Annotated in this window: 2 protein-coding genes and 2 pseudogenes; all 4 read right to left on the reverse strand. The window is 54.7% G+C overall.

What is annotated here, in order from left to right; genetic code table 11:
• Positions 1-382 precede the first annotated feature (382 nt).
• The gene (locus NB063_RS31890; protein ID WP_250933866.1) at positions 383-1,204 is read right to left on the reverse strand and encodes an anti-sigma factor; all 822 of its coding nucleotides are present in this window, start codon (positions 1,202-1,204) and stop codon (positions 383-385) included.
• Positions 1,201-1,812 carry an RNA polymerase sigma factor gene (locus tag NB063_RS31895; protein WP_250933867.1) on the reverse strand — a complete coding sequence of 204 codons (612 nt, stop codon included), beginning with the start codon at positions 1,810-1,812 and terminating at the stop codon, positions 1,201-1,203. The genes NB063_RS31890 and NB063_RS31895 overlap by 4 nt, the downstream gene beginning before the upstream one ends.
• 312 nt (positions 1,813-2,124) lie before the next feature.
• Positions 2,125-2,565, reverse strand: a pseudogene (locus tag NB063_RS32715) (fasciclin domain-containing protein); the annotation flags it as partial.
• Positions 2,545-3,003: pseudogene (locus NB063_RS32720) on the reverse strand (fasciclin domain-containing protein); the annotation flags it as partial. The pseudogenes NB063_RS32720 and NB063_RS32715, both read right to left, overlap by 21 nt.
• Positions 3,004-3,177: the final 174 nt, after the last annotated feature.

Here is a 3,177-nt window from a genome sequence, read left to right on the forward strand (position 1 = left end):
GTTGGGAGATTGTGGCCGAATGCTTCGCGGTCGGTACAACCCTGTCTTGCAGCCGCGGAGTGTTCGGCAACATTGATTGCCCCGGTCGACCAGATTCAGCCTAGCGGACCGAAGTTTCACGGGACGCGTAGTACCTACACGCCTGCTGGTGTTAGGTGGGTAGCATCAGCCAATAACCTAGCCAACGAGTTGATCTTCGGAAAACGACACGGATCGACGGTTCCAGCAGCGAAATGCTGAAAAAAAGAGCTTGAGACGAAAGCTAGGTGACAGCGTTTCACTTTGAAGCGACACGACGAAGGGGCGTGGCCTTGCGACTCAGTCAAAGCTTCCTTGCACGGAGGCTAGACGCATTGACATAAGCAGCCTTGTGGCGAGTCGTTCAATTTGCAACAGCCGCGAGCAACGGCAACCGCTCTTGAGTCGAGACGACCACGCCACCCGGTTTCTCGATCGTGATCGCAAACGCAGCCGGTTCGAGAACTTTTAGCTTCGCATCGATTGGTACGATCACTTCACCCGTGTCCGTAACATCAAACACACCACCGTCGATCGGTTCATCATCGCGTGCCGGATCAATGATCCAAAGCTGGTATTGTTCCGTGTTCGGATCGTTAACCGGCATGCCAACGAATCGCATGAAACCTTCTTGCTTCGAATTGCTCCACACAACATCCCCGGAAACAGGCTGCTCAAACGGCGTCGTTCCGGGGGCCCATTCGATTGCAATGTGATCCTCGCTCGCCTTCAGATGTTCGCGTGCTTGTCCAAAATCCATTGCAACGATCGGGTTGTTTTGATTGGGCCCGATGGTTGGCTCACGAAGGGTCCAGATTCCGAAGGCGAACAAGATCGAAGCGGCTGCTGCCAGCCACGCGAGTCGTTCCCGCAACGGAATGGTGGCGTAGCGTTGACTCTTCGATCCCAATTCAACGTTTGCTAGGTTTGCACTGTGTTCTGGAACATGTTTGCTGGCGTCAAACACGATCTTTTGACGTAAGTGATCCGGCATCTGCTCAGCGTCTGGAACCGACAAAGCCAAATCTAACGCCGCAGCCGCTTTCATCAATTCGGCAGACGATTCGGGGCGACCTCCCGCGAACTCACTTTCGAGACGTTTAAGTTCGTCCGCATCGAGATCGCCCAATGCTTCACCAGCCAACAATTCTTCCCATTCCGAAGGAGACGATGACGATAGATTCATGATCGACTCCCTGTGGATGCGACGTTGGACGTTGGGCCGTTGGCGATAAGACCTGACGAATCGACTGCATCAGCACTACGTTGCATGCAGTCTCTTAGTTGTATGAGTCCACGACGGGCGTACGATTTCACGGATCCGAGTGGCAGAGATAACTTTCCGGAGATCATCGAATGCGAAGCACCGTGATGAACCGAAAGGGTGAGTATCTGTTGTTGAGTAGATGATAACTTCTCAAGACACTCTTTGGCTTGTGCGGCCTCCTCGCCACGGACCAAGATTTCGTCGCTGCCGCATTTCGCGTTTGCGTCGACCGGGTCAACGCTGATTGGTTCCATTGCGGGCGTTTTGGCTTGCTTTCTTCTTCGATCGATCAGTCTCCGTCGAGCGATCATCGCGACAAACGTCGCCTCGCCGGCAACCGCCGGGTCAAAACGCCCGGCCTGTTGCCAAAGTTCAACAAAGATCTCTTGTACCACGTCGTCGGCGTCGTCCACGTTGCCGACCCATCGCTTTGCCAACGACCACACTAAACCGCCGTAGCGATCTAAGCAGTCATCGACGGCGGTGCGATCGCCAGAAGCAATACGCGTAAGAACCGATTCAGTCACAAGATCTTTTCCAGAGAGAGAGTAATCATCAAGTCGTCGCGACTTCTATTTCGCCGCCAACTGAGCGTACATCTGATCCATACCGCGACGCAGCGTCCACGCTCGTGTAGTGGGGCAATGCTGCGTGCTGGCGGTCTGCATGACGCTGGTCAGATGGTGTCGCAGTGACGGTTCGAGGTCTGCATCCATCAAGGTGTGCATCGTTTGAGTATACAGATCTGCACAGGCCCCGTGATGTCCGGCGTTAAAGAGTTGCGATCCTTGGGCGATCGCACCGTGGATGATCCCTTGGGCGTTAACACCTTTTGCCGGTGGCATCAAAACCGAATCGATCACGTGGATGACACCATTCGAACTGTCGATGTCGGTACTTACAAGCTTGGCATTGTTGATCATCGCACCGGCGTCGGACACGTTGACGGCGATCGAAGAACCTTGCAGCGTCTTGGCTGTCTTCGCTGCAACCGCGTCAGTCGAGTAGACTCGGCCGGCGACGACGTGGTACGTCAAAATGTCGATCAGTTTTTGCTTGTTCTCAGGCTTGAGTAGCGAATCGACTGTTCCCGCAGGCAGTTTCGCAAATGCTTCGTCCGTCGGTGCAAAGACAGTGAACGGCCCATCGCCTGAAAGCGTTTCGACCAAGCCGGCGGCCTTCACGGCAGCCACGAGTGTATTGAACGATCCGGCACCGACTGCGGTTTCGACGATCGTTTTGTCCGATGGCAGGATCACCGAATCGATGACGTGGATCACTCCGTTGTCACATTCGATATCCGTCTTCACAACAGTCGCTCCGTCGATCATGACGGTCGAACCATCGACCTTGACATCGACTTGCTGCCCCTGAACCGTCTTGGCTCCTGTCAGCGACACAACGTCGGATGCCATTACCTTGCCGGGCACAACGTGATAGGCAAGGATCGCGGCTAATTTTGATTTGTTCTCCGGTTTGAGCAGCGTTTCTACCGTTCCCTCTGGAAGCTTTGCGAACGCGTCGTCAGTTGGTGCGAAAACGGTCAGTGGCCCGTCTCCCTTGAGCGTGTCAACCAACCCTGCTGCCTGGGCGGCAGCCACAAGCGTCTTGAAGGAGCCGGCTCCGACGGCGGTGTCGACGATGTCGGCGGCGTGCGTGTTGACGACAGTCGCAGCGGCAATCGCGGCGGTCAGACAAATTTGTTTGAGAGTCTTCATGTTTCCTGTGCTCTTTTTGATAGTTTCGATTCGTTAACCTTCGCAAAAGACGAAGGGACTGGCCGAGTCGTGAACGTATTCGTGGCACGAGCCGAATCGGATGCAGCAATCTGAACCTTTTTCTGGGAAACTTGATTTCTGCCTCGATCGGTGTCGGTTCCTCGATCGGTGCCA

Source organism: Aporhodopirellula aestuarii (assembly GCF_023701485.1).
GTDB lineage: Bacteria > Planctomycetota > Planctomycetia > Pirellulales > Pirellulaceae > Rhodopirellula > Rhodopirellula aestuarii.

What these genes read in the sequence shown, in the direction of transcription:
- NB063_RS31890 (WP_250933866.1), bottom strand. Translation starts at nt 1,204, where the DNA reads ATGAATCTATCGTCATCGTCTCCTTCGGAATGGGAAGAATTGTTGGCT.